General features: G+C 66.8%; 24 protein-coding genes. 13 read left to right on the forward strand and 11 right to left on the reverse strand.

The genetic code is table 11. The features are described 5' to 3' along the window. Positions 1-16: 16 nt before the first annotated feature. Both recQ and ACTIF6_RS18040 read right to left on the reverse strand, forming a co-directional pair. Complete coding sequence (recQ, locus tag ACTIF6_RS18035; protein ID WP_439589306.1) at positions 17-1,930, reverse strand: DNA helicase RecQ; 1,914 nt, start codon at positions 1,928-1,930, stop codon at positions 17-19. A gap of 4 nt (positions 1,931-1,934) precedes the next feature. Beyond that, positions 1,935-2,354, reverse strand: a complete 420-nt coding sequence (locus tag ACTIF6_RS18040; protein WP_439589307.1) for a rhodanese-like domain-containing protein — start codon at positions 2,352-2,354, stop codon at positions 1,935-1,937. An 80-nt stretch (positions 2,355-2,434) separates the two neighbouring features. Here ACTIF6_RS18040 and ACTIF6_RS18045 point away from each other — a divergent pair, with 80 nt between their 5' ends. Beyond that, positions 2,435-3,481 (forward strand): homocysteine S-methyltransferase family protein, encoded by a 1,047-nt coding sequence (locus ACTIF6_RS18045; RefSeq protein WP_439589308.1) that lies wholly within the window; start codon positions 2,435-2,437, stop codon positions 3,479-3,481. Positions 3,482-3,699: 218 nt separating this feature from the next. Further along, positions 3,700-4,650, forward strand: a complete 951-nt coding sequence (locus ACTIF6_RS18050) for a TerC family protein (RefSeq protein WP_439589309.1) — start codon at positions 3,700-3,702, stop codon at positions 4,648-4,650. Positions 4,651-4,653: 3 nt separating this feature from the next. Here the strand turns inward: ACTIF6_RS18050 and ACTIF6_RS18055 are convergent, their stop codons facing one another. Continuing rightward, positions 4,654-5,361: a cyclic nucleotide-binding domain-containing protein gene (locus ACTIF6_RS18055; protein WP_439589310.1), complete on the reverse strand. Its 708-nt coding sequence runs from the start codon at positions 5,359-5,361 to the stop codon at positions 4,654-4,656. Here ACTIF6_RS18055 and ACTIF6_RS18060 point away from each other — a divergent pair. From ACTIF6_RS18060 to ACTIF6_RS18090, 7 genes are all read left to right on the forward strand, one after another. Continuing rightward, entirely contained in the window at positions 5,360-6,568 is a 1,209-nt protein-coding gene (locus ACTIF6_RS18060; RefSeq protein WP_439589311.1) for a PAS domain S-box protein, read from the forward strand. The two genes, ACTIF6_RS18055 and ACTIF6_RS18060, sit on opposite strands and share 2 nt — an antisense overlap. Then, positions 6,565-7,248, forward strand: a complete 684-nt coding sequence (locus ACTIF6_RS18065) for a response regulator transcription factor (RefSeq protein ID WP_439589312.1) — start codon at positions 6,565-6,567, stop codon at positions 7,246-7,248. The genes ACTIF6_RS18060 and ACTIF6_RS18065 overlap by 4 nt, the downstream gene beginning before the upstream one ends. Before the next feature lie 146 nt (positions 7,249-7,394). After that, positions 7,395-8,804: a CmpA/NrtA family ABC transporter substrate-binding protein gene (locus ACTIF6_RS18070; protein WP_439589313.1), complete on the forward strand. Its 1,410-nt coding sequence runs from the start codon at positions 7,395-7,397 to the stop codon at positions 8,802-8,804. Positions 8,805-8,806: 2 nt separating this feature from the next. Continuing rightward, entirely contained in the window at positions 8,807-9,670 is an 864-nt protein-coding gene (gene ntrB / locus ACTIF6_RS18075; RefSeq protein ID WP_439589314.1) for a nitrate ABC transporter permease, read from the forward strand. Positions 9,671-9,716: 46 nt separating this feature from the next. Continuing rightward, positions 9,717-10,511 (forward strand): ABC transporter ATP-binding protein, encoded by a 795-nt coding sequence (locus ACTIF6_RS18080; RefSeq protein ID WP_439589315.1) that lies wholly within the window; start codon positions 9,717-9,719, stop codon positions 10,509-10,511. A gap of 49 nt (positions 10,512-10,560) precedes the next feature. After that, entirely contained in the window at positions 10,561-11,004 is a 444-nt protein-coding gene (cynS, locus tag ACTIF6_RS18085) for a cyanase (RefSeq protein ID WP_086126549.1), read from the forward strand. Continuing rightward, the gene (locus tag ACTIF6_RS18090; protein ID WP_439589316.1) at positions 11,004-11,489 is read left to right on the forward strand and encodes a DUF1348 family protein; all 486 of its coding nucleotides are present in this window, start codon (positions 11,004-11,006) and stop codon (positions 11,487-11,489) included. Before cynS ends, ACTIF6_RS18090 begins: the two co-directional genes overlap by 1 nt. On the opposite strand, the gene ACTIF6_RS18095 is transcribed toward ACTIF6_RS18090, so the two are convergent. The 3 genes from ACTIF6_RS18095 to ACTIF6_RS18105 form a co-directional block, all read right to left on the reverse strand. Continuing rightward, positions 11,476-13,074: an MFS transporter gene (locus tag ACTIF6_RS18095; RefSeq protein ID WP_439589317.1), complete on the reverse strand. Its 1,599-nt coding sequence runs from the start codon at positions 13,072-13,074 to the stop codon at positions 11,476-11,478. The two genes, ACTIF6_RS18090 and ACTIF6_RS18095, sit on opposite strands and share 14 nt — an antisense overlap. A gap of 63 nt (positions 13,075-13,137) precedes the next feature. Continuing rightward, positions 13,138-14,010, reverse strand: a complete 873-nt coding sequence (locus tag ACTIF6_RS18100) for a pirin family protein (protein WP_439589318.1) — start codon at positions 14,008-14,010, stop codon at positions 13,138-13,140. A gap of 118 nt (positions 14,011-14,128) precedes the next feature. Next, on the reverse strand, positions 14,129-15,001 hold the full coding sequence (locus ACTIF6_RS18105) for a pirin family protein (protein ID WP_439589319.1): 873 nt from the start codon (positions 14,999-15,001) through the stop codon (positions 14,129-14,131). A gap of 96 nt (positions 15,002-15,097) precedes the next feature. Here ACTIF6_RS18105 and ACTIF6_RS18110 point away from each other — a divergent pair, with 96 nt between their 5' ends. The 3 genes from ACTIF6_RS18110 to ACTIF6_RS18120 all read left to right on the forward strand — a co-directional run bounded on the left by ACTIF6_RS18110 (position 15,098) and on the right by ACTIF6_RS18120 (position 18,000). Continuing rightward, complete coding sequence (locus tag ACTIF6_RS18110; protein ID WP_439589320.1) at positions 15,098-15,988, forward strand: LysR substrate-binding domain-containing protein; 891 nt, start codon at positions 15,098-15,100, stop codon at positions 15,986-15,988. Between the two features lie 12 nt (positions 15,989-16,000). Continuing rightward, complete coding sequence (locus tag ACTIF6_RS18115) at positions 16,001-17,047, forward strand: RNA methyltransferase (protein WP_439589321.1); 1,047 nt, start codon at positions 16,001-16,003, stop codon at positions 17,045-17,047. A gap of 122 nt (positions 17,048-17,169) precedes the next feature. Then, entirely contained in the window at positions 17,170-18,000 is an 831-nt protein-coding gene (locus ACTIF6_RS18120; RefSeq protein ID WP_439589322.1) for an SPFH domain-containing protein, read from the forward strand. 27 nt (positions 18,001-18,027) lie between these two features. Here ACTIF6_RS18120 and ACTIF6_RS18125 read toward each other — a convergent pair whose 3' ends face one another. From ACTIF6_RS18125 to ACTIF6_RS18145, 5 genes are all read right to left on the reverse strand, one after another. Continuing rightward, on the reverse strand, positions 18,028-19,284 hold the full coding sequence (locus ACTIF6_RS18125; RefSeq protein WP_439589323.1) for an FAD-dependent oxidoreductase: 1,257 nt from the start codon (positions 19,282-19,284) through the stop codon (positions 18,028-18,030). Beyond that, positions 19,281-20,429 carry an acyl-CoA dehydrogenase family protein gene (locus tag ACTIF6_RS18130; RefSeq protein WP_439589324.1) on the reverse strand — a complete coding sequence of 383 codons (1,149 nt, stop codon included), beginning with the start codon at positions 20,427-20,429 and terminating at the stop codon, positions 19,281-19,283. Before ACTIF6_RS18130 ends, ACTIF6_RS18125 begins: the two co-directional genes overlap by 4 nt. Continuing rightward, positions 20,426-21,001 carry an OsmC family protein gene (locus ACTIF6_RS18135; protein ID WP_439589325.1) on the reverse strand — a complete coding sequence of 192 codons (576 nt, stop codon included), beginning with the start codon at positions 20,999-21,001 and terminating at the stop codon, positions 20,426-20,428. Before ACTIF6_RS18135 ends, ACTIF6_RS18130 begins: the two co-directional genes overlap by 4 nt. A 38-nt stretch (positions 21,002-21,039) precedes the next feature. Beyond that, positions 21,040-21,930 carry a sulfurtransferase gene (locus tag ACTIF6_RS18140; RefSeq protein WP_439589326.1) on the reverse strand — a complete coding sequence of 297 codons (891 nt, stop codon included), beginning with the start codon at positions 21,928-21,930 and terminating at the stop codon, positions 21,040-21,042. 206 nt (positions 21,931-22,136) lie between these two features. Continuing rightward, positions 22,137-23,720 (reverse strand): sigma 54-interacting transcriptional regulator, encoded by a 1,584-nt coding sequence (locus ACTIF6_RS18145; RefSeq protein ID WP_439589327.1) that lies wholly within the window; start codon positions 23,718-23,720, stop codon positions 22,137-22,139. Between the two features lie 246 nt (positions 23,721-23,966). Between ACTIF6_RS18145 and ACTIF6_RS18150 the strand changes: the two genes are divergently transcribed. Continuing rightward, a partial coding sequence (locus tag ACTIF6_RS18150) for a SpvB/TcaC N-terminal domain-containing protein (protein ID WP_439589328.1) occupies positions 23,967-24,398 on the forward strand: 432 nt, incomplete at its 3' end.

Consider the following 24,398-nt stretch of genomic DNA (forward strand, 5'->3'; position numbering starts at 1 on the left):
CCCGGCGGTTGTCTCGTCAACCAAAAGCACTCACGACCCGAACCACCTCCGCCCCGTACGCCTCGCGCTTTTTCTGGCCAATCCCGGAAATGCCGTCGAGGTCGGCCAGGCTTCGCGGCATGCGCGTGGCGATCCCGCGCAGCGTGGCATCGTGAAAGATCACGAAGGCGGGCAGGTTGTGTTCGCGTGCCACGCCCGCGCGCCAGGCTTTCAGGGCCTCGAGGCAATCACGCTCGGCCAGGCTGAGCGGCTGGCCATCGTCGTTCTTCGCGGTGGCGCGAGAGGCGCGCTGGCGGCTGCCGCGCGCAGCACCCGGCGCCTTGTCGGCCAGGGTGCGCAGCCACACCTGGCACTGGCCCTTGAGGATCTCGCGCGCGCCGTCGGCCAGGTGCAGCGTGTTGTAGGGCGCGTCGTGCACCTGCACGGCTTCGCGCGCGATGAGCTGGCGCAACAGGGCGCGCCACTGCGTTTCCGACCAGTCGGCACCAATGCCGAAGGTGGAAAGCTTGTCGTGCCCGTACTGGGTCATCTTCTCGGTGGTTTTGCCGCGCAGGATGTCCATGATGTGGCCGGCGCCGAAGGCCGTGCCGCTGGCCTGCTGCACGCGGTAGATGCACGAGAGCAGCTTGCGCGCTGATTCGGTGGCGTCGTGCAGCTCAGGCGGGTGCAGGCAGTTGTCGCAATTGCCGCAGGGCTGGCTGGTTTCGCCAAAGTACTTCAGCAGGCGCACGCGCCGGCAATCGGAGGCCTCGGCCAGGCCCAGCAGGGCATCGAGCTTGCCGCGCAGCACCTGCTTGAACTCGTCCGCCGCCGGGCTCTCGTCGATCATGCGGCGCTGGTTCACCACGTCCTGCAGGCCGTAAGCCATCCAGGCGTTGGCGGGCTCGCCGTCGCGCCCGGCACGGCCGGTCTCCTGGTAGTAGCCCTCGATGTTCTTGGGCATGTCCAGGTGAGCCACGAAGCGCACGTCGGGTTTGTCGATGCCCATGCCGAAGGCGATCGTGGCCACCATGATCAGGCCTTCCTCGCGCAGGAAGCGGTCCTGGTGGCGTTGCCGCACCGCGCCGTCCAGGCCGGCGTGGTAAGGCGCCGCCTTCAGCCCGGCTTCGTTGAGCAGCGCAGCCACTTCTTCGACACGCCGACGCGACTGGCAGTAGACGATGCCGGCATCGTGGCCATCCGGGCCAGTGTGCTCGTCGCGAATGAAGCGCAGCAACTGGCTGGTGGCGTCCTTCTTCTCCACCAGCTGGTAGCGGATGTTGGGCCGATCGAAGCTGCTGATGAAAGTGCGCGCCTGCTGCAGTTGCAGGCGTTCGACGATGTCGGCGCGCGTGAGATCGTCGGCGGTGGCGGTGAGCGCGACGCGGGGCACGCTGGCATAACGCTCGTGCAGCACCACAAGTGCGCGGTACTCCGGTCGGAAGTCGTGCCCCCACTGGCTCACGCAGTGCGCCTCGTCGATGGCGAACAGGCCGAGCTTGCCACGCTCCTGCAGCGAATCCAGCAGCGCCAGGAAGCGGGGTGTGGTCAGGCGCTCGGGTGCGGCGTACAGCAGCGTGAGCTCACCCCGGAGCATCTGCTTCTCGATCTTCAGAGCCTCTTCGCTGGACAGGCTGGAGTTGAGGAAGGCAGCGGCCACGCCGGCCTCGATCAGCGCACCCACCTGGTCGTGCATGAGCGCAATCAGCGGCGAGACCACCACCGTCAGGCCTTGCCCGGCGCGCTCGCGCACGATGGCCGGCACCTGGTAGCACAGCGACTTGCCGCCCCCCGTGGGCATGAGCACCAGCGCATCGCCACCAGCGCCCACGTGCGCCACGATCTCGGCCTGCGGGCCACGGAAGGCGTCGTAGCCGAACACCTCGTGCAGCACGCCTACGCTGTTTTCCAGGATCTCGTCCCCCGGGGAGAATTCAACGATCTCGGTCATCGGCTTACATCTGTTCCCACGGCAGGCCGTCAAAGCGCCAGCCGTTGAGGCTGGATCGCCGGAAGGACTCGTTGAGCTCGCCCTCGAACCCGTGCACCACGTGCGCGACGTCGGTGAAGCCGGCGGCTTCGAGTGCCTTGCCGGCATCCAGCGTGCGCTTGCCGCTGCGGCAGATCAACAGCACCGGGCGCTCCTTGCTGCCCGCTTCTTCTGCCACGGCCTGTGCGAAGCGCACCGGGTCGGGCGTGAGGTCGGGGTACTCGTACCACGGGATGTTCTCCACGCCGGGTGGGCGGCCCACGTAGAGCGATTCGATTTCCATGCGCACGTCCACGAACAGCGGGGGCTCTTCGCTGCGAGCGGCGCGCTGTTCGCGCTCGGCCTGCAGCCAGGCCCAGGCCTGCTGGGGCGTGAGGTGTTTCATGCCCGGTATTGTCGGGGAATTCAAAGGGCCGCCCATCTGAGCCGAGCCGGCTCGGCCAGGGTGCTTCATACAATCCCCTCATGAACGCCCCAGCCTACACCCGCGCCCAGGCGCTGCCCGCGATCCTCCAGCAACGCATCGCCATCCTCGATGGCGCCATGGGCACCATGATCCAGCGCTTCAAGCTGGGCGAGGCCGAGTACCGGGGCGAGCGCTTCAAGGACTTCCACAAGGACGTCAAGGGCAACAACGAGCTGCTCAGCCTGACGCGGCCCGACGTGATCCGCGACATCCATGAAGGCTACCTGGCTGCGGGAGCCGACCTGATCGAGACGAACACCTTCGGTGCCACCACCATCGCGCAGGACGACTACGAGATGGCGCACCTGGCGCGCGAGATGAACCTGGAGTCGGCCCGCATCGCACGCGCCGCCTGCGACAAATTCAGCACGCCCGACAAGCCACGCTTCGTGGCCGGCGCCCTTGGCCCGACCCCCAAGACCGCCAGCATCAGCCCCGACGTGAACGACGCCGGCGCGCGCAACGTCACCTTCGAGCAACTGCGCGCCGCCTACCTGGAGCAGGTGCAGGCACTGGTGGAAGGTGGTGCCGACGTGCTGCTGGTCGAGACCATCTTCGACACGCTCAACGCCAAGGCCGCGCTGTTCGCCATCGACGAGTTCTTCGAGCAGTCCGGCCAGCGCCTTCCACTCATCATCAGCGGCACCGTGACCGACGCCTCCGGCCGCATCCTCAGCGGCCAGACCGTGAGCGCCTTCTGGGCCAGCGTGCGGCATCTTCAGCCCCTGGCCGTGGGGCTGAACTGTGCGCTCGGCGCGGCGCTCATGCGGCCGTACATCCAGGAGCTGGCCAAGGTCGCGGGCGACACCTTCATCAGCTGCTACCCCAACGCCGGCCTGCCCAACCCGATGAGCGATACCGGTTTCGACGAGACACCGGAAGACACCAGCCGCCTGCTGCGCGAGTTCGCCGCCGAAGGCCTGGTCAACATCGTGGGCGGCTGCTGCGGCACCACGCCGGACCACATCGCCGCCATCCACCAGAGCGTGAACCCACTGGCGCCGCGCGGCCTGCGCAAGGATTTCTTCTACAGGGAAGCGGCGTGATTTCCCCCGACCATGCGGGGTCAATCGGCCTCGCGCACAATCGGCGTTCCCTTCAAGGGGAGTAGTCAGCTTGCCACCCGACGCCATGTCGGGCTTCGGCGAGCGGGGTTTTCGTCAATACGCAGCCAGACGGCGGCCGGAAACCCCCACCCACGCACCCGTGCGCGGCGGTGGCAAGACCTTGGGGTGTTTGTTCAACACCAACCCGAGGTTTATTCATGGAAAGCATTGCCCCGCTGTGGCTGTGGGTCGTCTTCGTCGTGTTCGTCGTCGCGGCCCTGTTTGTCGATTTTGTCGTGCTCAAGAAGCAGGGCTCTCACGCCGTGGGCGTCAGGGAAGCCCTGAACTGGTCCCTCATCTGGGTGGGCCTGAGCTTTGTGTTCAACGCCCTCTTCTGGTGGGCCGTGAAGGACACCACCGGGTCGAGTGCGCTGGCCAACGAGAAATCGCTGGAGTTCCTCACGGGCTACCTCATCGAGAAAAGCCTGGCGGTGGACAACATCTTCGTCTTCCTGCTGATCTTCACTTACTTCGCCGTGCCAGCGGAATTCCAGAAGCGCGTGCTGATGATCGGCATCGTCGGCGCCATCGTGCTGCGCACGGTGATGATCCTGGTCGGCGGCTGGCTGATCTCGGAGTTCCACTGGGTGCTGTACGTGTTTGGCGCCTTCCTGGTGCTGACCGGCATAAAGATGTGGTGGGCCGCTGGCAAGGAATCGAGCCTGGACGACAACCCCGCGCTCAAGCTGCTGCGCCGGGTGCTGCCCGTGAGCAAGGGCTTCGACGGCGAGAAGTTCTTCACCATCGAGAACGGCAAGCGCATTGCCACGCCGCTCTTCATGGTGATCTGCCTCGTGGGCCTGACCGACGTGATCTTCGCGGTGGATTCCATTCCTGCCATCTTCGCCATCACGCAGGACCCGTTCATCGTGCTCACCAGCAACGTGTTTGCCATCCTGGGCCTGCGCGCCATGTTCTTCCTGCTGCAGGCCGCTGCAGGGCGCTTTCACCTGCTCAACTACGGTCTGGCCGTGATCCTGGTCTTCATCGGCGGCAAGATGCTGCTGATCGACGTCTACAAGATTCCGGTAGCGGTGTCGCTGGGCGTGGTGTTTTCGGTCCTGGCGATCACCATGCTCTGGAGCTCCAGAACGGCTCGCCACGCCTGACGTTCAGTCCGGAATCAGCCGGTTGATCTCTTTCTGCATGGAAAGGACCAGCTGGCTGTAGAGGTGCAGTTTGATGTCGGTCTTGCGCAGGCGCGCGCTCAGGCGCTGGGCCACGGCGCTGAGCAGCTTGGCGGCGGTGGTGGGTTCCTCGCGGATCAGGGCTTCCAGCGCATCGCGGGTGAGCACTGCGCACTGCACGGCCGTGCTGGCCGTGCAGGTGGCCGAGCGGGCAGCACCGTCCATGAGCGACATTTCGCCCATGAGGCTGCCGCGCCCCAACACGTTCACGGTGAGTTTGTCCACGCGGCTGACCACGTCGGCCTCCACGGTGACCTCGCCATCGACCACCAGCGCCATGAAGCCGTCGTCGCCCGTGCCACCGCTGGCGCCCTGGCGGATGATGGCTTCGCCTTCGGCATAGCGCCGCAACTCCATGAACCCCATGGCGGTGAGCGCCTCGGCTTGGCTGAGCTGCACCAGCGCCGTGGGCGAACACAGCAGCTGCGCGGCCCGCAAGGCGGTGGCCGAGCCCGTCACGCGCGAGCGCCTCACACCCGAGGGACTCAGGCGCGAGGGACTCAGGCGCGAGGGAAACAGACGCTGGAGCAAGGCCATGACGAGGAAAGTGAAGTACGGGGAAACAGCCGCGATTGTCGTCGGTTGACGGGCATGCACCGCTTTGGCACATCCGTTGCTTGGGAGATGGTCCATGCCGTTCGAACCTTCCGCCATCGTCAGCCGCCCGGAGGCGCCCCCCACCGACGCGTGGCGCGACCCGCTGGGGCTCTTGCTGGCATCCACGGGCGAAGGGGTGTTCGGCGTGGATCTCGATGGCCTGTGCGTGTTCATCAACCACGCCGGCGCCCGCATGATCGGCTTCGTACCCGACGAGCTGCTGGGCTGCAACATGCACGAGCTCACCCACCACTCGCACGCCGACGGGCAGCACTACCCGGTAGAAGACTGTCCGATCTTCAACGCCTTCCGCCAGGGCCTGCCCTGCCGCATCGACAGCGAAGTGTTCTGGCGCCGGGACGGCACGCCGTTCCCGGTGGAGTACTCCAGCCACCCCATCGTCGACCAGGGCCAGGTGCGCGGCGCGGTGGTGACCTTCGTCGACATCACTGAGCGAAAGCGCGCGGCCGATGCGCTGCAGCGGGCCAAGGATGAGCTGGAAGAGCGCGTGCGCGAGCGCACACTCGCGCTGGAAACGGCGTTGAAGCAGGTGCGTGAACTGGCGGCCCGTTCGGAAACCGTGCGGGAGGACGAGCGCACGCGCATCGCCCGCGAGGTGCACGACGAGCTCGGCAGCCTGCTGGTGGCGCTGAAGATGGACGTGAACTGGATGGACAAGCGCCTGGCCGAGCAGGAGCAGCGGACCGCCGAGGCCGCGCACGACATGCGAGACCGCATGCGCTGCAAGTGCCAGAACATGAGCCGCCTGATCGAGAACGCGGTGGACAACGTCGGCCGCATCATCACCGACCTGCGCCCCAGCATCCTGGATCACCAGGGCCTGTGGGCCGCACTCGAGTGGCAGGCGCAGGAATTCGTGCAGTCGGCCGAAATGGCCCTGGATTGGTGCATGGCCGTGAACGACGCACCCGACCCGCCCGAGCCGCTGGCCATGGCGGTGTTCCGCATCTTCCAGGAAATGCTCAGCAACGTGGGGCGCCATGCCCGCGCCGATCGGCTGGGCGTCGACATCGTCGTGCAGGCGACGGTGCTGCGCCTGACCGTGCAGGACAATGGCGTGGGCGCGCCGGCACAGGCCTTTGAGGCCGCCGACGCCTACGGCGTGATGGGCATGCGCGAGCGGGCGCGACATTTCGGCGGCGACATTCAAATAGACAGCGCACCAGGACAGGGCACCCGCATGTGCCTCACGGTCGCGCTGCTCCCTGGAGACACGGCGTGAACACGTCCTTTGATTTGCTGGCTGAAACCATCCGCGTGCTGATTGGTGACGATCACCGCATCGTGCGTGAAGGACTCAAACAGATCCTGGCCGATGCGCCCGACGTGCAGGTGGTGGCCGAGGCCCAGACCGGTGAAGAGGTGCTGGCGCAGGTGAACGAACTCGGTGGCAGCCTGGGACTGGACCTGGTGCTGCTCGACATTGCCATGCCCGGCCTCGACGGACTGGACGTGCTGCAGACCCTCAAGCGCGAGCACCCGCGCCTGCCGGTGCTCATGCTCAGCACCTACCCGGAGAAGCAGTACGCGGTGCGCTGCATCCGCCTGGGCGCCTGCGGTTACCTGAACAAGAGCGCCGACCCCGACGACATGCTCGCGGCGGTGCGCAAGGCCGCGGGCGGTGCGGTGTTCGTGAGCCAGGCCACCGCCGAGGCGCTGGCCGCTGCGGTGGGCAGCACCGGCGCGCAGGCCGGGCCCGAAGCGCTGTCGCACCGCGAATACCAGGTCTACCGTCTGCTCACGCAGGGTCGCACCGTGAGCGAGATTGGTGCGCAGCTGGGCCTGGCGCCCAACACCGTGAGCACCTACCGCTCGCGCATCCTGGAAAAGACCGGCGCGAAGAACGACGTGGAGCTCGCGCTCTACGCCGAGCGCCACGCGCGCGCACCGAAAACCGGCTGAGCAGCGCGCATTTGTAGGGCTGCCCCTACACCGCGTCGTCTGGCGCTCTGCGAAATTCCGCCATCTTCCGCCCGACGGTTTCAATGGCACGGGTTCTGGCCCGGTGCTTGCAATGGTCACCTCGTCTTCAACTCACGAGGTGCGCCATGTCCGAATTCTTCGATCCCTACAACGCTGACCGTCCGCTCATGATGAAGTGCAGTTGCGGGCGCGACCACACCGTGGCCGACCACCACGCCGAGGTGGCCGCCGATGGCGCGGCCATCGAACTGCGCCGGCGCAGCGAGACCGCCGAGTTCGAGGCTTACAGCAACGAGTTCATCGAGGCCACGCTGGTCAAGGCGCTGTTCCCGCACGACGAGGTGCGCCGCCGCTTCCTGCGCGCGGTGGGCAAGGGCACGGCCATGGCCGCGATTGCCAGCGTGCTGCCGGTGACCAGCCTGCAGGCCATGGCGCAAGAGAAGCAGGGCGCGCTGGAGAAGACCAACCTCAAGATCGGCTTCATCCCGATCACCTGCGCCACGCCGCTGATCATGGCGCACCCGCTGGGCTTCTACAGCAAGCAGGGCCTGAACGTGGAAGTGACCAAGACGGCCGGCTGGGCCCTGGTGCGCGACAAGATGATCAACAAGGAATACGACGCCTCGCACTTCCTCTCGCCCATGCCGCTGGCGATCTCGCTGGGCCTGGGCAGCAACGCCGTGCCGATGAACGTGGCGACAGTGCAGAACATCAATGGACAGGCCATCACACTGGCGCTCAAACACAAGGACAACCGCGACCCGAAGAACTGGAAAGGCTTCAAGTTCGGTATCCCGTTCGACTACTCGATGCACAACTTCCTGTTGCGCTACTACCTCGCCGAGGCCGGGCTGAATCCCGATACCGACGTGCAACTGCGCGTGATCCCGCCGGCCGAGATGGTGGCCAACCTGCGCGCCGGCAACATCGATGGTTTCCTTGGCCCCGATCCGTTCAACCAGCGCGCGGTGTTCGATGAAGTCGGTTTCATCCACGTGCTCACCAAGGACCTGTGGAACGGCCACCCCTGCTGCGCCTTCGGCACCAGCACCGAGTTCATCCAGAAGAACCCCAACACCTTCGCCGCGCTGTACCGTGCGGTGCTCACCTCGGCCGCCATGGCGCGCGACCCGAAGAACCGCGAGCTCATCGCCAAGGTGATTGCACCCAGCCAGTACCTCAACCAGCCCGAGGCCGTGCTCACCCAGGTGCTCACCGGCCGCTTCGCCGACGGCCTCGGCAAGATCCAGACCGTGCCCGACCGCGCCGACTTTGATCCGATGCCGTGGCAGAGCATGGCGGTGTGGATGCTCACGCAGATGCAGCGCTGGGGCTACATCAAGGGCGATGTCGACTACAAGCAGGTCGCCGAAAAGGTGTTCCTGATCACCGATGCGCGCAAGTACATGAAGGATCTGGGCCAACCGTTCACACCGGGATCGGGCTACACGAAGCACACCATCATGGGCAAGCCGTTCGACGCCGCCAGGCCGGCGGAGTACCTGAAGAGCTTCGCGATCCAGAAAGCCGCCTGAGCATGAAGTCGCTCCACATGAACCTGCGCGCTGCGCTGGTGTCGTTGCTCATCTTCTTCGTGTTCGTGGGCGCGTGGCAGTTGTCCACCACGGGGCCGAGCATCGGCGGCGCTTCTACCGGCATGACGGCCGAGGAGATCGAGTACGCGAAGATGATGGGCAAGGACCCTGGTGCCGCCAAGAGCACCGGCTTCCCGCCGCCCATTGAAGTCGCGAAGGCAAGCTGGTCGCATCTGTCCGATCCGTTCTACGACAAGGGTCCGAACGACAAGGGCATCGGCATCCAGCTCGCGCATTCGCTGGCGCGCGTCGGCCTGGGTTTCCTGCTGGCCATGGCGGTGGCCATCCCGCTGGGTTTCCTCATCGGCATGTCGCCGTTGATGCGCAAGGCCTTCGATCCGTTCGTGCAGGTGCTCAAACCCATCAGCCCGCTGGCCTGGATGCCGCTGGCGCTCTACACGCTCAAGGACTCCAACGTCAGCGGCATCTTCGTCATCTTCATCTGCTCGGTCTGGCCGATGCTGATCAACACCGCGTTCGGCGTGGCCTCGGTCAAGCGCGAATGGCTCAACGTGGCCAGCACGCTGGAGGTGAACCCGATCCGCAAGGCCTTCCGTGTGATCCTGCCGGCGGCCGCGCCCACCATTCTCACCGGCATGCGCATCAGCATGGGCATCGCCTGGCTGGTGATCGTGGCCGCCGAGATGCTCGTTGGTGGCACGGGCGTGGGCTACTTCGTGTGGAACGAGTGGAACAACCTGTCGCTCACCAACGTGATCTTCGCCGTGCTGCTCATCGGCGTCGTCGGCATGCTGCTCGACCTCATGTTCGCCCAGCTCCAGAAGGTGGTGACCTATGTGGAGTGAATCCAGCGAGCGCGCACCGCGGGCCGCTGCCAAGAAAGCCCCCAAGATGACCGGTTTCCTCCAGGTAGAAAAACTCGGCAAGACCTACCAGGCCGACAAGCCGGTTTTCGCCAAAGTCTCGTTCGCCATCGACAAGGGCGAGTTCGTCTGCATCATCGGTCACAGCGGCTGCGGCAAGACCACCATCCTCAATGTGCTTGCGGGGCTGGACACCGCGAGTGCCGGCCACGCCTTCATGGACGGCCGAGAGATCGCCGGCCCGAGCCTGGAGCGCGGCGTGGTGTTCCAGGGCCACGCGCTCATGCCCTGGCTCACGGTGCGTCAGAACATCGAGTTCGCGGTGAAGTCGCGCTGGCCCGACATGCCACGCGCCGAGCTCAACGCCCACGTGGAGAAGTTCGTTGCCATGGTCGGCCTCTCGCCCGCCATCGACAAGAAACCCAGCCAGCTCTCGGGCGGGATGAAGCAGCGCGTGGGCATTGCGCGCGCCTTCTCCATCCAGCCCAAGATGCTGCTGCTTGACGAGCCCTTCGGTGCGCTGGACGCGCTTACGCGCGGCACCATTCAGGACGAGCTCATGGGCATCGTGCGCGAGACGCAGCAGACCGTCTTCATGATCACGCACGACGTGGACGAGGCCATCCTGCTGGCCGACCGCATCCTGCTCATGAGCAACGGCAGCGAAGGCCCTGAAGGCTACGTGCCCGGTGGCATGGCCGAGGTGGTCGTCAACACCCTGCCGCGCAGCCGCACGCGTGCGCAGTTGCACCACATCGACGGTTACTACGAACTCAGAAATCACATCGTCGATTTCCTGGTCACCCGCGCCAAGGTGCACTGAATTTCCCTTTCTCTCCCAACCCCTTCATCAGAAAGCAACGAGGCAAACCATGAGCCGACTCGACGTCACCGAAAAGATCATCACCACCAAAGTCACCAAAGGCCTGAGCTGGGCTGATGTGGCGAAGAAGGTGGGCCAGTCCAAGGAATGGACCACCGCACTGTGCCTCGGCCAGATGACCGCCACGCCCGCACAGGCCAAGGTGCTGGGCAAGATCTTCGGCCTGTCCACCGACGAGCAGAAGTGGCTGCAGGTCGTGCCGTACAAGGGGTCGCTGCCGACCTCGGTGCCCACCGATCCGCTGATCTACCGCTTCTACGAACTGGTCAGTGTCTACGGCACCACCTTCAAGGAACTCATCCACGAAGAGTTCGGCGACGGCATCATGAGCGCGATCGATTTCAAGATGGACATGCAGCGCCAGGCCGATCCGAACGGCGACCGCGTGAACATCGTCATGTCCGGCAAGTTCCTGCCGTACAAGCAGTACTGATGGACCCACGTCCGCCGCTGCCGCCGTTCACGCGCGAGTCGGCCATCGAAAAGGTGCGCATGGCCGAGGACGCGTGGAACTCGCGCGACCCCGACCGTGTGGTCAAGGTCTACACCGAAGACACGCGCTGGCGCAACCGCGCGGAGTTTCCGGTGGGGCGCGACGCGGTGCACGCGTTTCTGGTGCGCAAGTGGGCCAAAGAGCTGGACTACCGGCTCATCAAGGAGTTGTGGGCCTTCGAAGCGAACCGAATCGCGGTGCGCTTCGTCTACGAATGGCACGACGATTCCGGCCAGTGGTTCCGCTCGCACGGCAATGAAAACTGGCAGTTCGACGACCTGGGCTACATGGAGCAGCGCCACGCCAGCATCAACGACCAGCCCATTCGCGAGAGCGAGCGGGTATTCCACTGGCCACTGGGACCCAGGCCGGCAGAGCACCCGGGGCTGACGGAAGTGGGCGCTGGCCGTTTCAGCCGGCCCTGACGGTGGACTCCATGACGCACCGGTTGACACGCGGCGGCCCGTCGCCGAGGTGAAAGGCGAGCTTGCGGTCGCGCAGGGCGACGTCGGCAGCGGTGACGCGGTCGAAGCGCCGCAGGTGGTCGGTCCAGGATTCATCGACGATGACCTCGACGAAGCGGCCGGTCTCGTTGATGTCGTGCAGCAATTCCCAGGACAGGGCGCCATGGCGCAGGCGGCTGCGCCGGCCCTCGTTGAGCATCAGGGTGCGGAATTCCGCTGCGCGCGCGGGATCGACGAGGTATTCGATCGTCACCATCACACGGCCTTGTGCCGGCGGCCCTTCGATCACCGGTGCGGGGAAGATGCGCTTGGGCGTGAGGTCGTCCTCCAGGCCTGCATCGGGCATCCAGCGGTTGGCCAGCGCCATCATGACCAGGCCGCTTACGGCGGCGATGCCCAGGCTGACCGGCACGCTGGTCCAGGTCGCGATCTGCCCCCAGAGCGCGGCCCCCCCGGCGCTGGCGCCCATGATGGCCATCTGGTAGATCGACATACCGCGGGCACGCACCCAGTCGGGCAGACCCATCTGGATCGACACGCTGAGCGTGTTTGCGGTAGTGATCCACGCCGCGCCGCCGAGGAACATGGCGGGTACCGCAACCCAGACGGTGTTGGTCAGTGCCATGGCCGCCATGGCGGCGGCCTGCAGGGCCGCACCACGCAGCACCAGGCCGTCGCGGGAGAAACGGCGACGCAGCCGGGGCAGGAAGGCGGTGGCGGCGATGGCGCCGGCGCCCATGGAGGCGAGCAACAAGGTGAAGGTGCTGGCGTCGCCACCCTGTATGCCGCGGGCCAGCAACGCCAGCAGGGCCATCAGCGCGGTCGAGTGGAAGAAGAAGATCCAGATGCGCAGCAACACGCCTTTTAGAAGGTAGGACTGGGACACGTATTGCCAGCCCACGCGCATCGCCGTGCCCAGCCGTTCGCGGCCCAGCGGGTTCGGCTTGTGCTCGCGCTTCCACCGGCTGATGATGACGGCGGCACCCAGCGACAGCAGTGCGTTGAGCAGGAAGACCCAGGCGCTTCCCGCACTCGCGATGAGCGCGCCGGCGACCAGTGGCCCGATGATGCGGGAGGCATTCATGGACACCCCGTTGAGCGCCAGCGCCGCCGGCAACTGCGTCCTGGGCACGAGCTCGGGCACGATGGCCGAGAACACCGGCCAGCGCATCGCCAGGCCGATCCCGTTGGCGAAGGTCAGCGCCAGCAGCAGGGGCGGCGTGATCACACCGAGGAAGATGATGGCGCTCAGCAGCGTGGCCACCACCGCCACCCACAGCTGCGTGACGAGGAAGTAGCGTTTCCGGTCGAGGTTGTCGGCCAGGGCGCCGCTGGGCAGGCCCAGCAGGAACACGGGCAGCGTGGAGGCTGTCTGCACCAGCGCGACCCAGATCGGTTTCGTGGTCAGCGACGTCATCATCCACGCTGCGGCCACGTCGCTCATCCACATGCACACATTGGCCATGAGCCAGGTGATCCAGAGCATGCGGAACACCGGCAGGCGCAGGGGCGCTATGGGTGAAAGGCTGTCTTCAGTTGGCGGCATGAAGAGCAAACTGTAACGGGAGCGCCGCCGTCCTGCCCGGCATGCCGCCGAGCCGCCCTCGGGCTACGCCTGCGGCAATGGAATCCACTCCTGGTCGTCCCCCGGCGGCAGCGGAATGCGGCCGGCCTTCCAGTCGGCCTTGGCCTGCTCGATGCGCTCCTTGCGCGAGGACACGAAGTTCCAGTAGATGTGGCGCTCGCCCAGCGGCTCGCCACCGAAGATCATCAGCGTGCTCTTCTGGCGCGCGGTGATCTCGGCATCGGCGTCGTCGCCGAACACCAGCAACTGGCCGGGCAGGTAGGTCTGCCCCGCGTGTTCGATCTCGCCCCGCGCCACGTACACCGCCTGCTCCCTGTGGCCACCCGGCAGCTTCTTGCGGGCGCCGGCCTGCCATTCGGTGTGCAGGTAGAACAGCGGCGAGTGCGTGCGCACCGGGCTCTTCATGCCGTAGGCCTCACCCGCGATCAGGCGCATCCACACGCCATCGCCCTCGCTCACGGGCAGGTCGCGCGCCGGGTAGTGCGTGAAGGCCGGGTCGGTCTCCTCGTCCTTCTCGGGCAGCGCCACCCAGAGCTGCATCAGTTCCAGCCCGCCGCCTTCGAAGGACTCGGGGTGGCTGAAGCGTTCGGAGTGCGAGATGCCGCGCCCGGCGGTCATCCAGTTCACGTCACCCGGCACGATGGACTGCTTCACGCCCAGGCTGTCGCGGTGCATCACCTCGCCGCTGAGCAGGTAGCTCACGGTGGACAGGCCGATGTGCGGGTGCGGCCGCACATCGGCTCCCTTGATGTCCTCGGGTGCGAGCGTCACCGGCCCGGCGTGGTCGACGAAGATCCACGGGCCGACCATGCGGCGCTTGGCGTAAGGCAGCACGCGGCGCACCTTCAGGCCGTGACCCAGGTCGGCTTCGCGGGCGTTGATCACCATTTCAAGCATCGTGGAACTCCTTTTGGTATCGAGTGAAGTCCCCGCAACTCCAGGGCACCCACGGAACCGGCTTTGCCGGGCCGTAGGGTGCGCCCCTGGGGGTGACGCCGCAGGCGGCGCGGGGGGGTTAAATAGTTGCGGCAATGCGGCCCATCTTGCCGCTCTGGAAATCGGCGAAGGCCTGGTGGATCTCGGCCTCCGTGTTCATCACGAACGGACCATACCCCACCACGGGCTCGTCGATCGGTTCGCCGGTGAGCCACAGCACGGTGGCGTCTTCCAGCACCTCGAAGCGCACGTCTTCTCCTTCACGCGAGAACACCGGCATCTGCGCCGCACCGACCTCCTGGCCATCGGCCAGGCGCAGGCGACCCCGCAGCACCAGCGGCGCCGTGGTGTGGCCCTCGGCGGCGGGCAGCGTCACGGTGTGGCCGGCCTTCAGCCGCAGGTCCCACACCTGCATGGGCGTGAAGGTGTGCGCCGGGCCTTTGGTGCCGTTGAGGTCGCCCGCGATGACGCGGGCCACACCGGCGCCGTCGGCCAGGGCCACTTCGGGAATCTGGTCGCGCGTGATGCCCTGGTAGCCCGGCGCGGCCATCTTGTTGCGCGCCGGCAGGTTCACCCAGAGCTGGACCATCTCGAATGGCCCGCCTTCCTTCGCCAGCTTTTCGCCGTGGTATTCCTCGTGCACGATGCCAGCGGCGGCCGTCATCCATTGCACTTCACCGGGGCCGATGGTGCCGCCACCGCCGCTCGAATCGCGGTGCGAGACCTCGCCGTCGTAGACGATCGTCACGGTCTCGAAACCGCGGTGCGGGTGCTGGCCCACGCCGCGCTGCTTCGTGGTCGGCTCGAAGCGGGTCGGGCCACCGTAGTCGAGCATGAGGAAGGGCGAGAAGCGCTCGGGCCGGTCGTTGTACGAAAACATGTTGCGCACGGGAAAGCCGTCGCCGACCCAGTGGCCACCGGCATTGCGTTGAATGAAGGAAACGGTTTTCATGGGGTGTTCTCCTGTATGAGAGAGCACTGTACCGGCGTCTCGTTCCCGTGATAAGTCGGTAAGATCAAAAATCATCTTTCAATGAACTGAACAATCGTGGACCTCAACGACACCCTGGTTTTCGTTCGCGTGGCGCAGGCCGGCAGCTTCAGTGCCGCCGCGCGGCTCATGGGCATGCCGGTGTCCACGCTGAGCGTGCGCGTCTCGCGGCTGGAGCAACGCCTGGGCGTCACGCTGCTCCAGCGCACCACGCGCCGCCTGCGCCTCACCGAGGCCGGCCAGGCTTACCTGCAGCAGGCCGCGCGCGGGCTCGAAGAGATCGTGCAAGCCGAGGCGCAGATCGACGCTGGCCGGCATGAGGCGCAGGGGCTGCTGCGCATCACGCTGCCCATTGACATGGGCGACGAACCGTTGCTGGAGATCCTCAGCGGTTACCGCGCGCGCCATCCGGGCGTGTCGATCGAACTCGTGTTCTCCGATGCCCGGCTCGACCTCGTGGAGCAGGGCCTGGACGTGGCGCTGCGCGCCGGTGAACTCGCCGATTCCAGCCTGGTGGCGCGGCAGATCGGCCAGGCGCGCTGGGCGCCATTCGCGCACCCGGACTACCTGAAGCGCGCGCCGGCCTTGCGCCAGCCCAAGGACCTTGCGCAACACGCCACGCTGTGCTTCAGCCCGCTTGGCCGCGAGAGCTGGACGCTGATGCGCGGCAAGACCCGCGTGAACGTGCCGCTGCACAGCGCCTTTGCCGCCAACGACATGCGCATGATCCGACGGCTCGCGCTGGACGCGCAGGGAGTGGCCCTGCTGCCGGACTATGTGTGCCACCGGGAGGTGGACCACGGGCACCTGGTGCCGCTGCTGCCGGGCTGGTACGCGCGCACCGACCCCATCCACCTCGTCTACCCCAGCCAGCGCTACGTCCCGGCCAAGCTGCGGCACTTCATCGACGAAGTCGCACCGGTCCTTTCCGCGCTCTTTGAGCGCTAAGCTTCGTCTCCCATGCGCATTGAAACCCTCCGCCAGCGCCTGCGCGCGCTCGGCGCCAACCCCCGCCACGAACAGCGCGTGCTGCGCCTGTGGTCGCAGGCCTTGCCGCAGGACGCGGGCCGGCGCGAGATCGCGCATTTCCTGCCCTCGACCCTGGTGACGGCCTTGCCTGCGTTGAGCGAAGAGCTCGCCGGTCTGGCGCGGCTGGTGTCCGAACACCCGGGCGACGACGGCTCGGCCCGCCTGCTCGTGGCCCTGCCCGATGGCCAGGCGGTGGAGAGCGTGCTGCTGCCGCGCGATGGCTTGTGCGTGTCCACGCAGGTGGGTTGTGCCGTGGGCTGCGTGTTCTGCATGACCGGCACCACCGGTCTGATCCGCCAGGTCGGCAGCGCCGAGATCGTGGCGCAGGTGGCGCTGGCGCGCACGCGCCGCCCGGTGAAGAAGGTGGTGTTCATGGGCATGGGCGAGCCCGCGCACAACCTGGACAACGTGATGGAGGCCATCGACCTGCTCGGCACCGTGGGCAACATCGGCCACAAGAACCTGGTGTTCTCCACCGTGGGCGACCCGCGCGTGTTCGAGGCGCTGCCACAAGGCCGCGTCAAGCCCGCGCTGGCGCTCTCCCTGCACACCACCCGGGCCGATCTGCGCGAGCAATTGTTGCCGCGCGCGCCGCGCATCACGCCGGAAGAACTTGTGGATGCCGGCGAGCAATACGCCCGCGCCACCGCCTATCCCATCCAGTACCAGTGGACGCTGCTCGAAGGCATCAACGACGGCGACGACGAGATGGAAGGCATCGTGCGCCTGCTGCACGGCAAGTACGCCATCCTCAACCTGATCCCGTACAACACGGTCGACGAGCTGCCCTTCAAGCGACCCAGCTGGGAACAGGCCGCCGACATGGCACGCCGCCTGCACCGCCGGGGCATCCTCACCAAGCTGCGGCAGTCGGCCGGGCAGGACGTGGAGGGCGGCTGCGGGCAGTTGCGGGCGCGGGCCGAGCGGCCGGTGCGAGGCCGTGTGGTGCCGATCCGGGCGGAGGCCGGTGCGCCCTAGGTTGTCGCCCGTTCCGCATGCATGCCGTTCCGTGACTTGGTTTGCGGACCCATCCCTCCATGCAGAGAATCGCCGCGCTTCGCATGCTGCGGAGCTCAACTGCAACATGGGAGGAATGGTTCATGCGCCAACTTGGCTTTCTTGTACTGATGGCATTTCTGGGGGGATGCACCCAGATCGATACCGGCAACGTGGGTGTCGAACGCACGCTCGGCAACGTCAAGCAGCAGACACTGGGCCCCGGGGTCTACTTCACGGTGTTCAAGAAGGTGGATGAATTCACCGCCAAGGAAATTCCTTTGCAGATCCAGAACCTCAAGCCCAAGAGTCGGGACAACCTCACCATGACCGACGTCGATCTGGACGTCTACTTCAAGGTGAATCCCGGCAAGATGGCGGTGCTCTTCACGAAGTACCAGGGCGATGTGTCCAGGGTCATGAAACCGCAGGAAGACGGATCGCTGAGGGAAACCGGGGATGAAGTCGTGGGCATGGGGCGCGTGCTTCGCGAGGCACGAGAAGCTGTGTACCGCGCGGTCGCCACCTTCGACGCTACAACCATGCATCTCAAGCGCGACGAAATAGCAGACGCCGTGCGTCGCATCCTTCAGCGCGAACTGGACAAGACCGACCCTGATTGCTTCGAGGTCACGAACATCAATGTGCGTTCACTGGTGACCGATCCTGCGCTGGAGTCGGCGATTCGCGACCGGGCAAGGGTGGATCAGGAGATCGAGGCGAAGCGCAAGCAGAGCGAACTGGCCAAGGTGGAGGCCGAGCGCCGTCAGATCGAGGCGGAAGGAGAAGCGCGCGCGAACCGGATCATTGCCGACTCGCTCACCAGCACGCTCATGCGCGCGCGTGAAATCGAAGCCATGGCGAAGTTCGCCGGCACCGGAACGCACACCGTGATCCTGCCCTCGGGCGCCCAGCCGCTGATTCAGGTCAAGTGATACCCATGGGGCCTGCACCATGAACGCTCAGTGCAGCGTCAGCGGCCGTGACGTCGTCTTGACCCGCACCACTGCCGCGCGCGGTTCGTAGGGTGCGGGCGTGGTGCCGCAGATCTCCGCCGCAATGGCGCGGGCCTGGCGGGCGATGGGTTCGATGAAGCGGCTGGGCTGGCCGTCGATGGCGATGCAGTCGCCCATGGCGTGGATGCGTGGATCGCTGGTGCGCAGCGTGGCGGCGTCCACCGCGATGCCGTTGTTCCAGGCGAGCCCGGCGCTCTGCGCCAGGCGCGGCGGCGTCTGCAGGCCGGCGGCGGCGATCACCTGGTCGGCGGCGAAGCGCTGGCCGCAGGTGGTGGTGAGGCGGTAGCGGCCGGCGACCTGTTCGAGCGACGCCACCTGCACGCCGCCGACGAAGTGGATCGAGAGGTCTTTCCATGCATCGAGCAAAGGCGCGCCCGCCGCCTCGGCCGGCCAGCGCGCGAGCGGTGCGGTCTGCACGTCGAGCAGGGTGATGCGGTGGCCGCCGAGCGCGAGGTCGTTGGCGAGCTCGCTGCCGATCAGGCCGGCGCCGACGATGGCCACGTCCCGGGGTGTGTCGCCGAGTGCGGTGCGCAGCTGGCGGTAGGCGGCCAGGTGGTTGATGCGCCAGCACAGTTCGGCGGGCAGGGCCGCAGGCAATACGGCCCGCGCGCCGTGCGCGAGCACCAGTTGGTCGTACCTGAGGGTGCCGCGCGTGGTGCGCAGCGTGCGCGTGTCGGCGCAGATGCGCACCGCCTGTGTGTTCGCGAGCAGCCGCACGCGCAGCCGGGTGGCCGCAGCCGCGCCGCTTTCCCGCGCCAGCGATTCGGGCACGAGCCCGCGCGCCATGGCGACGGACAGCATGGGCTTGTCGTACACGTCGCCCTCGCAACTGCTCACGAGGGTGATGGGCAAGGCGGCATCGAGCGCGCGCAGGGCCTCGGCCATCTGCCAGCCGGCTCGCCCGGCGCCGACGATGATCACGCCGGCCGCACCACGCGCGGCCACCGGCGCGCTGCCCGCCATGCCGGCGCGCAGCGCGTCCAGCGTGGGCGCGGTGTAGGGCGTGAAGTCGGCCTTGGTCACGCCGCACAGCGGGCAGGCCCAGTCGTCCGGGATGTCGGCGAAGCGCGTGCCGGGCGGCAGGCCGCCATCGGGGTCGCCGTCGGCTTCGTTGTAGATGTAGCCGCAAGCCTCGCAGATGTACGACTGGTAGGGCGCGAGCGCCTGCACCGCCGCTGCCACCGGATTCAAGGCGGTCTTCATGACGGCATGACCTCGGCAGACAGCCGCGCCATCTCCTTGCGCAGGTGCTTGATGGCCGGCGTGACGATGGCGACGAAGTGCGATTCGCGCACGCGGCGCTGCACCTCCGAGCTCATGAGGTAGCCGCGCGCGCCCTGGTGCAGCAGGGCCGACTGCGCGGCGCGCAGGCAAAGCTCGGCGCCGTGGGCGCGCGCGTCGAGCACGTCGATGAAGAAGTCCACCGAGGCATCGAACGGCGTTTCGGCCAGCCTCATCACGCGCGCCGTGAGGGTGTCCAGCTCGGCCTGCAGCGCATCGGGCCGGTCTTCCAGGAACTGGTTCACGTGGCCGAGCTGCGCTTCCACCGCCCACATGGAATCGATGGCGCCTTGCGCCACGCCCACGGCCATGCCGCACTGGAGCATGACGAAGGCGGCGCGGATGCGCGCGATGTAGGGCTTGGCCGGCGCGGCCATGATCTCGTCGGCGCCGATGAACACGTCCTTCAGGCGCAGCGCGTAGGTGCCCGTGCCCTCCATGGCGGAGAAGCTCGGGCATTCGCGCAGCTCCACGCCCGGGGCGTCGCAACGCAGCAGGAACATCACCTCACGGCCCGCGAGCTGTTCGCCGTCCATCACCGCCGCGAGCACGCCGCAGGCGTGGTCGGGCCCGAGGTTGCTCACCCACGGCAGCGCGCCGTTGACGAGGTAGCCGCCTTCCACCGGTGTGGCCTTGAGCAGCAGGCTTTCGATCTGCGCGTAGCTCTTCATGGGGTTGGACATGCCGGTGCCGCCGAGCGTGGCGCCGCTGGCGTGCGCCGCGAGCGCCTCGCCCATGAGCGCCGGGTTGCCCGAGGCCTGCATGTAGAGCCCGCACACCGCCTGGCACCACACCATGAAGCCGGTGGCACCGCACACGCGCGAGACCTCGGCCATGGCGCGGATCGCCAGGCCGTAGTCGGCCCGGCCCACCGGCGCGTCCAGGTGCGCGCTGAAGGCACCCAGGGCGCCCAGCGCCTTCAACACCTCGCGCGGGTAGAAGCCTTCACGGTCGCAGGCCTCCACCACGTCGGCCAGCGGGCCCTGCGCCACGGCCCGCACCGCAGCGATCAGCTCGTCGGCCGATGTGTCGTGGGTCAGCTCGAGGGGCAGGTCGTTCGGGTTCATGCGTCCGCCAGGCCGACGGTCATGGGGATCGGGTTGCGCATGGTGTTGGCCACGGGCGAATAGAAGTTGGCGTGCTGCACGATCTCGTCGAGCACCTCGCGCGTGGCATCGCCTTCCACCAGCACCTTCACGCGGATCGCCTGGAAGCCCATTTCGGATGGCAGTTTCTCCAGCGCGCCACCGGCGCCCCACGCAGCGGGGTTGCCGATGTCGCCTTCCAGGAACACTTCCAGCTTGCTGAGCTTCACGCCCTTCCAGGTCGCCACGGCGGTGATGCCCACCGCCAGGCAGCCGCCCAGGCCCGAGAGCACGATCTCGCCCGGCGCGGGCGCGGTGTCTTCACCGAACAGGTGCAGCGGCTCGTCCACCACCACCGGCTTGTGCTGGCCCACGTAAGACAACGAACGGTACTGCCCCTCCATCACCGTGTGGACCTTGTTGGTGCCGCGGCTGGCCGGGTTGCCCTTGCCCTTGGCGGCGAAGGCGGCGAGGCCAGTGCTGTCGATCGGGCGCAGATAGGCCTTCACGGTGGTGACGGGGCTGGTGGGCTCAAAGGTGTCGGTGGCGGACATGGTGTCTCCGGGGTGTTGAAAAGAGGTGCGATGGGAAATCAGGCGGCGAGGGCGAGGCTGGGTTTCTTGCTCGACTTGGCCACCGGCAGGCCGGTCTCGATGGGCAGGCTGTCGTCGCGCGACCACTCGTTCCACGAGCCGAAGTACATGCGCACGTCGCTGAAGCCGGCCTGCTTGAGGGCGAGGAAGGTGTTGGAAGCGCGCGCGCCCTTGAAGCAGTAGAGGTACACCGTGTCGTCGGGCGCGACGCCGGCGGTGGCGCATTCGGCCTTCACCTCGTCGGGCGTCTTGAACACCGGGCCTTGTGCCGAAGGCTTCATGAAGCGGTACCACTCCACCCACTTGGCGCCGGGCAGGCGGCCCTTGCGCGGCGCGAAATCCTTGCCATAGGGCGAAGAGCTGTCGCCGATCCACTCGTCCACGTCGCGCACGTCGAGCAGCACAGTGTCGGTGCCCAGCGCGGCCTGCACGTCGGCCTGGGTCAGCATCACGTCGGCCATGGGCAGATCCGGGAAGGTGGCGGCCACGGGTGTGATGGCTTCGGTCGAGACCGGCAGGCCGGCGGCTTTCCACGCACTGAAGCCGCCGTTGAGCACCTTGATCTTGGGGTAGCCCAGCCAGGTCAGCAGGTAATAGCCTCGGCACGACTGACCGTAGCCGCTGTTCATCGCGTCTTCGTAGAACACGGCCGTCTCTTTGCCTGAGAGGCCGGCAGCACCCAGCGCCTCGGCGAAGGTGGCCTTGAGCGCCTGCAGTCCTTCGGGCGTGGAGGTGGCGAGGTAGGTGAAGACCTCGCGCAGGTTCACCGCGCCGGGAATGTGGCCGGCGGCAAAGGTGTCCGCGTCCCGGGTGTCGATGACCACGACGGGCTCGGACGACTGCAGGGCCTGCAACTGGGCGGGGGCGATCAGGATGGCGTCGATGCTCATGGCAACCTCATGAAGAAGGGGTGGTGGGCGGGATGGCCTGTGACCTTCTTTGCAACCGCCGTGCCATGAGTGACGATGAGCCGTTGATTTCCTCCAAAGCCTCAATATCAAAGAAGATGAAGCTATGAAAACAGGAGCGCTGAGGCCGCTGAATCAGGTCCACCCTCTTCAATGTGTCGACACAATGTCGACACATTGCGCGGCCTTCAACGCAAGCCTGCCTTGCGCAACCGGTAGCTGAACTGCCGCAGTGTCAGTCCAAGACTTTGTGCCGCGCGCGACTGGTTGCCCTGGTGCTGCGCCAGCGCGCCTTGCAAGGCCTGCGCGCTGTGTGAATGCGCGCTCTGGTAGTCGCGCACCTCGCCGGCCTTGCTGGCCGGTGGCGTGATGGCGCCCGACATCGCCGGCATGAAAGGCTCCAGCGTCTCGGCCGTCACCAGCGTGTGGTCGGCCAGCAGCACCAGCCGCTCGATCAGGTTGCCGAGCTCGCGGATGTTGCCGGGCCAGGGGTGGGCCTCCAGCCGCGCCAGCGCATCGGGCGCCAGGTTCACGTTGCGCTGGTGCGCCTGGTTCGCGCGGTTCACGAAATGCAGGGCCAGCGCGCGGATGTCCTCGCCGCGCTCGCGCAGGCTGGGCAGGCGGATCGGAATCACGTTGAGCCGGTAGTACAGGTCCTGCCGGAAGCGGCCCGCCTGCACCTCGGCGGCCAGTTCCCGGTTGGTCGCAGCCACCAGCCGCACGTTCACCTTCAACTCTTTCGTGCCACCCAGGCGCACCAGCGTGCCTTCCTGCAGCGTGCGCAGCAGTTTGGATTGCATCGCCAGCGGCAGCTCGCCGATCTCGTCCAGAAAGATGGTGCCGCCGTTGGCCTGCTCGAACCAGCCCGCGCGCGCCGCGTTCGCACCGGTGAAGGCGCCTTTCTCGTAGCCGAACAACTCGGATTCGAACAGCGTCTCCGGAATCGCCGAGCAGTTCACCTTGATGAAAGGCTGATCGTGTCGGCCGCTGGCCAGGTGCACCGCGCGCGCAAACAGCTCCTTGCCCGTGCCCGACTCGCCCAGCAGCAGCACCGTGGCCTGCGACTGCGACACCCGCTCCAGTTCGCTCAGCGCCTGCAGCAAGGCCGGCGAGCGGCCGATGAGCCCGTAGCGCGCACTCGCACTGTCCAGCGCACGCGCCAGCGCCGCATTGCGCGCCACCAGCTGGCGCGTCTGCTCGGCCACCAACTGTTCGAGCCGAAGCAGCTGGCCCGCGAGCGTGGCCAGGATGCGCAGCACCGCCAGGTCGTCGTTCAGGTGGCGTTGCCGGCTGCGGATGCGGTGGCAGGCCAGCACGCCGGTGGTGACGCCGTTGACCTCGATCGGCAACGCGATGAAGGCCACCGTCTGTGGCGGCAGTCGATCGCGCGGTACGGTGCGAAAGAGAAAGAGCGGCTCGGCGTCCACATCCTGCACGATGGCCGGCAGGCCCGAGGCCAGCACCCGCCCGGTGATGCCCTCGCCCCAGTGGAACACGCCGCGCTGCACCTCCTCGGCGGTGAGGCCGTAGGCATGGCGAATGGACGCCGTGCGCTCACTCACCTTGCTGCCCAGCGACGCTTCATTCGCCAGCACCATGCGCCCCCGGTTCAGCCCCAGCAGCTCGCTCATCAGGTGCAGCATCTCCCGCAACACAAAAGCCGGCGCCAGGCTTCGCCCCACCAGCTTCATCACCTCGCGCATCAGCAGCAGCTCCTGGGCGTGCCAGTCGGTGCCGGGGGGTGCGTCCGGATCGGTGCGTTGGGATTGCATGGGCGTTGAGCAAGCAAGCATCGCGCCCGAAGGATCGTTGCTATTCATGGTCTTATGGATGCGATTTGAGCCTGATTTATCGCATCTCGTGACATTGAGTATTGCTTTCTGCCTCACTGCAGAGAATCCGTCGCTTGTTTGAAGTCAGCCATGCAGCAAAGCCCCGAAGCGGGTTGCATGGCCATCACAACAAGGGGCCACTGAAGACGATCTGAATCGGACAGGCCCCTCAGCGGAGGGTTGGTCGTGGTTCTCAATGTTGCGTTGCGCCCGGGCGTTGCCCGTTGCGTGTTTCTCGCGTACCTGTTCTGTGGAGCCGCCCTGGCCCAGACCACCGTACCGGGCAAGATCCCCGGCGAGTTCGCCGTCTCCCCCAGTGGAGCGGCCACTTACCGCATCCCCATCGAAGTGCCGCCCGGCGTGGCCGGCATGCAGCCCCAGCTGGCACTGAGCTACAACAGCCAGGCCGGCAACGGCATCATGGGCATGGGCTGGAGCATCGAAGGCCTCTCGGCCATCACCCGCTGCCCCAAGACCCTGGCCACCGATGGCGTGCGAGGCAGCGTCAACTTCAACACCGAAGACCGTTTCTGCCTGGACGGGCAGCGGCTCATCAACGTTGCCGGTGCCTACGGCGCAGCGGGCAGTGAATACCGCACGGAGCTGGAGAGCTTCAGC

The sequence above is a fragment of the Hydrogenophaga sp. genome (assembly GCF_051860785.1).
Lineage (GTDB): Bacteria > Pseudomonadota > Gammaproteobacteria > Burkholderiales > Burkholderiaceae_C > Hydrogenophaga.

What these genes read in the sequence shown, in the direction of transcription:
- recQ (WP_439589306.1), bottom strand. Translation starts at nt 1,930, where the DNA reads ATGACCGAGATCGTTGAATTCTCCCCGGGGGACGAGATCCTGGAAAAC.
- ACTIF6_RS18140 (WP_439589326.1), bottom strand. Translation starts at nt 21,930, where the DNA reads ATGAGCATCGACGCCATCCTGATCGCCCCCGCCCAGTTGCAGGCCCTG.
- ACTIF6_RS18040 (WP_439589307.1), bottom strand. Translation starts at nt 2,354, where the DNA reads ATGAAACACCTCACGCCCCAGCAGGCCTGGGCCTGGCTGCAGGCCGAG.
- ACTIF6_RS18115 (WP_439589321.1), top strand. Translation starts at nt 16,001, where the DNA reads ATGCGCATTGAAACCCTCCGCCAGCGCCTGCGCGCGCTCGGCGCCAAC.
- cynS (WP_086126549.1), top strand. Translation starts at nt 10,561, where the DNA reads ATGAGCCGACTCGACGTCACCGAAAAGATCATCACCACCAAAGTCACC.
- ACTIF6_RS18060 (WP_439589311.1), top strand. Translation starts at nt 5,360, where the DNA reads ATGCCGTTCGAACCTTCCGCCATCGTCAGCCGCCCGGAGGCGCCCCCC.
- ACTIF6_RS18145 (WP_439589327.1), bottom strand. Translation starts at nt 23,720, where the DNA reads ATGCAATCCCAACGCACCGATCCGGACGCACCCCCCGGCACCGACTGG.
- ACTIF6_RS18130 (WP_439589324.1), bottom strand. Translation starts at nt 20,429, where the DNA reads ATGAACCCGAACGACCTGCCCCTCGAGCTGACCCACGACACATCGGCC.
- ACTIF6_RS18100 (WP_439589318.1), bottom strand. Translation starts at nt 14,010, where the DNA reads ATGCTTGAAATGGTGATCAACGCCCGCGAAGCCGACCTGGGTCACGGC.
- ACTIF6_RS18105 (WP_439589319.1), bottom strand. Translation starts at nt 15,001, where the DNA reads ATGAAAACCGTTTCCTTCATTCAACGCAATGCCGGTGGCCACTGGGTC.
- ACTIF6_RS18050 (WP_439589309.1), top strand. Translation starts at nt 3,700, where the DNA reads ATGGAAAGCATTGCCCCGCTGTGGCTGTGGGTCGTCTTCGTCGTGTTC.
- ACTIF6_RS18090 (WP_439589316.1), top strand. Translation starts at nt 11,004, where the DNA reads ATGGACCCACGTCCGCCGCTGCCGCCGTTCACGCGCGAGTCGGCCATC.
- ACTIF6_RS18125 (WP_439589323.1), bottom strand. Translation starts at nt 19,284, where the DNA reads ATGAAGACCGCCTTGAATCCGGTGGCAGCGGCGGTGCAGGCGCTCGCG.
- ACTIF6_RS18080 (WP_439589315.1), top strand. Translation starts at nt 9,717, where the DNA reads ATGACCGGTTTCCTCCAGGTAGAAAAACTCGGCAAGACCTACCAGGCC.
- ACTIF6_RS18045 (WP_439589308.1), top strand. Translation starts at nt 2,435, where the DNA reads ATGAACGCCCCAGCCTACACCCGCGCCCAGGCGCTGCCCGCGATCCTC.
- ACTIF6_RS18120 (WP_439589322.1), top strand. Translation starts at nt 17,170, where the DNA reads ATGCGCCAACTTGGCTTTCTTGTACTGATGGCATTTCTGGGGGGATGC.
- ACTIF6_RS18095 (WP_439589317.1), bottom strand. Translation starts at nt 13,074, where the DNA reads ATGCCGCCAACTGAAGACAGCCTTTCACCCATAGCGCCCCTGCGCCTG.
- ACTIF6_RS18135 (WP_439589325.1), bottom strand. Translation starts at nt 21,001, where the DNA reads ATGTCCGCCACCGACACCTTTGAGCCCACCAGCCCCGTCACCACCGTG.
- ntrB (WP_439589314.1), top strand. Translation starts at nt 8,807, where the DNA reads ATGAAGTCGCTCCACATGAACCTGCGCGCTGCGCTGGTGTCGTTGCTC.
- ACTIF6_RS18070 (WP_439589313.1), top strand. Translation starts at nt 7,395, where the DNA reads ATGTCCGAATTCTTCGATCCCTACAACGCTGACCGTCCGCTCATGATG.
- ACTIF6_RS18055 (WP_439589310.1), bottom strand. Translation starts at nt 5,361, where the DNA reads ATGGACCATCTCCCAAGCAACGGATGTGCCAAAGCGGTGCATGCCCGT.